At 61.0% G+C, this 2,584-nt stretch carries 6 protein-coding genes; all 6 read right to left on the bottom strand.

Annotation, left to right across the window (positions count from 1 at the left end):
* The coding region (locus tag AC4PR2_RS28330; RefSeq protein ID WP_492175977.1) for a hypothetical protein at nucleotides 1-191 on the bottom strand (191 nt) is incomplete at its 3' end.
* A 202-nt stretch (nucleotides 192-393) separates the two neighbouring features.
* Entirely contained in the window at nucleotides 394-663 is a 270-nt protein-coding gene (locus AC4PR2_RS28325; RefSeq protein ID WP_492175976.1) for a ParE family toxin-like protein, read from the bottom strand.
* Nucleotides 651-1,433 (bottom strand): TraX family protein, encoded by a 783-nt coding sequence (locus AC4PR2_RS28320; protein WP_492175975.1) that lies wholly within the window; start codon nucleotides 1,431-1,433, stop codon nucleotides 651-653. The genes AC4PR2_RS28325 and AC4PR2_RS28320 overlap by 13 nt, the downstream gene beginning before the upstream one ends.
* Before the next feature lie 65 nt (nucleotides 1,434-1,498).
* Nucleotides 1,499-1,882, bottom strand: coding sequence for a hypothetical protein (locus AC4PR2_RS28315; protein WP_454267020.1), 384 nt, complete (start codon nucleotides 1,880-1,882; stop codon nucleotides 1,499-1,501).
* A 10-nt stretch (nucleotides 1,883-1,892) separates the two neighbouring features.
* Nucleotides 1,893-2,099 carry a hypothetical protein gene (locus AC4PR2_RS28310; RefSeq protein ID WP_492175974.1) on the bottom strand — a complete coding sequence of 69 codons (207 nt, stop codon included), beginning with the start codon at nucleotides 2,097-2,099 and terminating at the stop codon, nucleotides 1,893-1,895.
* A gap of 2 nt (nucleotides 2,100-2,101) precedes the next feature.
* The coding region (locus AC4PR2_RS28305) for a hypothetical protein (RefSeq protein WP_492175973.1) at nucleotides 2,102-2,584 on the bottom strand (483 nt) is incomplete at its 5' end.

Raw genomic sequence — 2,584 nt, 5'->3', positions numbered from 1 at the left:
CGATTAATCGCCTCCCTGGCCGCCTGAGAAAACCGGTCACCGTCACGCCCGGCGTCGCCGGGCGGCCGGACGCAGCCCCCGCGAACCCAGCGCAGCAGCGCTGCGTTCTGCGGCTGGATGGCCGGCAAAAACGACACCGCCACATATACGCTCACTCCCACGGTCAAAAATCCAATGACGGTTTCCAGCATCTTCTACTCTCCTTGTGGCTGATTTCACGGCCTGCGCTGCAGGCGCTGCGTGTATGCTAGACTCTGTCTTGAGGTCGCGCACAGCATGTGCCTTCACGGAAGAATGTATAGCGGACAGACAATACACTGGCGCACGCGTGCGCGACCTCATCTCTCACTGCATCACCCCCATCTCATGGCAGTTTCTCGCAGCCCATTGATTTCATGGCCTGCGCTGCAGACGCTGCGTGTATTGCGCATGCGACAGCAGCGTCCAGCAACATCCCTCGTCATCGCTCAGCAGTCGCCAGCCCTGACCTACATCCAGCTTGAGCAGCTCCCGACGCGGCCTTAAACGCACCGCCTTGCGAAGTCCCGACAGCCAGTCTCGCCAGGTAACCTCCGCGCGCCGGCGCACGCGCACATCAAAGCCGCGCGGCAGCCGCAGCCGGCAACGCCGGCCGCCGGCTCGCCGGGCCGTTACGCATTCCATGACAGCCCCGCCGATAATGCCCACAGCAGCGCCAGATGCGCAATGTAGGCCACCGGGAAGAATTGCCGCAGCAGCAGTCGCCTTTCGCGAACGGTGCCGAGCGGACGCAGTGCAATGGAGACCAGCAGCACAACTGCCGACACCAGCAGACCGGCCACCATCGGAATAGTGCCGCCCCCGAGGTTCAGCAGCAAGACGCCGGCGCACCAGACAAGCGCAATCGCCGGTCGACACCCGGCAATCCACTCCTGCCGGCGAGTTGCGTCCGCCGGGGCATAGCACAGATAACTCGCCAGCATCACGAACACCCCGGCCCAGCCAAAGCAACCGGCCGCAAAGTGATTGACCCAGATAACCAGCAACACGCCGCTCAGTGCCGGCCACCCGAGTCCGCCTTTCACGTGGAACCGCTCGAACAGGCACAGATACTGCGTTACTACGGCAAACAGAAACAGGATGTTCATGTCATCCAGCACGCCGGCGTCCGGCGCCACCGCCTGCCAGTAGACCGGCTGGGCAACCAGCGCCCACAGCCACAGCCGCGTGGCTTGCCTCTGAGTGACGGGACGCTGTGCCAGGTTAAATCCCCATACCAGCGCAAACAGCGGGAAGGCGCCACGCCCCAGCCACATCAGGGCATCGATATTGAGGTGCAGCGCCGCGTTGGCGTGATCGCCCATCATCAGCAGCAGCGCCATCAGCTTGACGCCGTCCTGCTGCAGCGAGGCGAAGTTCAGCCGACTTGCGGCCAGGGTTGAAATACGTTGCATGTGGGGTTCCTGGCTCAGGTGCGTGTCAAGGTAGTTGTCGCTTCTGTTGTTCATGCGGACAGTATTTATGAACTAAATTCGAGCAAGGTACATGAATCGACGTCTACCGAAAATGAGGGCGACAATCCTGCATAACGGGCAAGCCTTACTGAAAAAAGAGTAATATCGGTGACATCCGGCAGCGAGATCTCCTTATGCGCCAGCCGGATGTCGTCGGGTAAAACTGGCGGTACACTGAGCCTGCCTTCCCAGATAGTCAGCAGAAAGTGGCCTTCAGCATGATCTATGTTTAATTCCGCAACCGCGCACCCCGCTCGGTAGCAGGTCATGCTGATTTTGTGAATACCGGGCAAATACGCTGTTAAATCGCTAATTACCGCTTTGCTATAGGCATCCTTTATGACGGCATCTGACGCTGTAACATCAAAAAGGTATACACGCTCAGGCATAATGAACTCCTTACGTTTGTGCCGCTGAAATCAGCGACGGGCGGCATGCATTGACGAGACGCTGGTCACCTGTCAGCAGCGTCAGCAGCGAGGTGAAATCCAGCCGCCTGCCGGCCAGGGTTGAAATACGTTGCATGGCGGGCTCTTTGTATATGGCGGCCGGAATCGCTGATCGGATGAAATCGGGATCGCTGATCGGGTTACCGTAATGCCTCATCGCTATTCCATGGTTTTCTGTTTCGTTTTGGGCATGTCCGGGTCAGTTTCCGGCGCATGGCGCACGATATTGACCTCGTCGTTGGCCATCGCCGGGCGCTTGTCATCCGTCGCTTCCAGACCGCGCACCGCGTCCCGCAGGCGGTCAGCCTCCTGCATAGCGTCGATGTCGCGTCCGGACAGGTCGAGCAGCGCCGCCTCGTCCTGCGGTTTAGCGTCCGCTTCCAGCGCCTTTTCATCCGGCAGGTCGGTCGCCTTGCGCTCACCGAACACCTCGGCTATCGCCTCGCGCTCCCGCGCCGCCTTCAGTTCTTCCTCAAGACGCAGCGTATCAGCCGCCGGCGTATCGCTCTGTGCACTTGCGGTTTCGTCCGTGGCAGCCACGGCGTCGCCCCGCAGCAGCACCACCGCCCGGTCAGGCTGCGCCTGCATCAGGGCGCGCGCCTCATCCAGCGTCGTCGCCGTCAGCGGGGTGGTCTCTTTCTC

The sequence above is a fragment of the Serratia sp. A07 genome, from assembly GCF_058725505.1.
The sequence above is the reverse complement of the archived record's forward strand: the minus strand, read 5'-3'. Positions and strand labels throughout refer to the sequence as shown.

Bases quoted from the DNA above. Each gene is read 5' to 3' on its own strand.
- AC4PR2_RS28325 (WP_492175976.1), bottom strand. From the start codon at position 663: ATGGAATGCGTAACGGCCCGGCGAGCCGGCGGCCGGCGTTGCCGGCTG.
- AC4PR2_RS28320 (WP_492175975.1), bottom strand. From the start codon at position 1,433: ATGCAACGTATTTCAACCCTGGCCGCAAGTCGGCTGAACTTCGCCTCG.
- AC4PR2_RS28315 (WP_454267020.1), bottom strand. From the start codon at position 1,882: ATGCCTGAGCGTGTATACCTTTTTGATGTTACAGCGTCAGATGCCGTC.
- AC4PR2_RS28310 (WP_492175974.1), bottom strand. From the start codon at position 2,099: ATGAGGCATTACGGTAACCCGATCAGCGATCCCGATTTCATCCGATCA.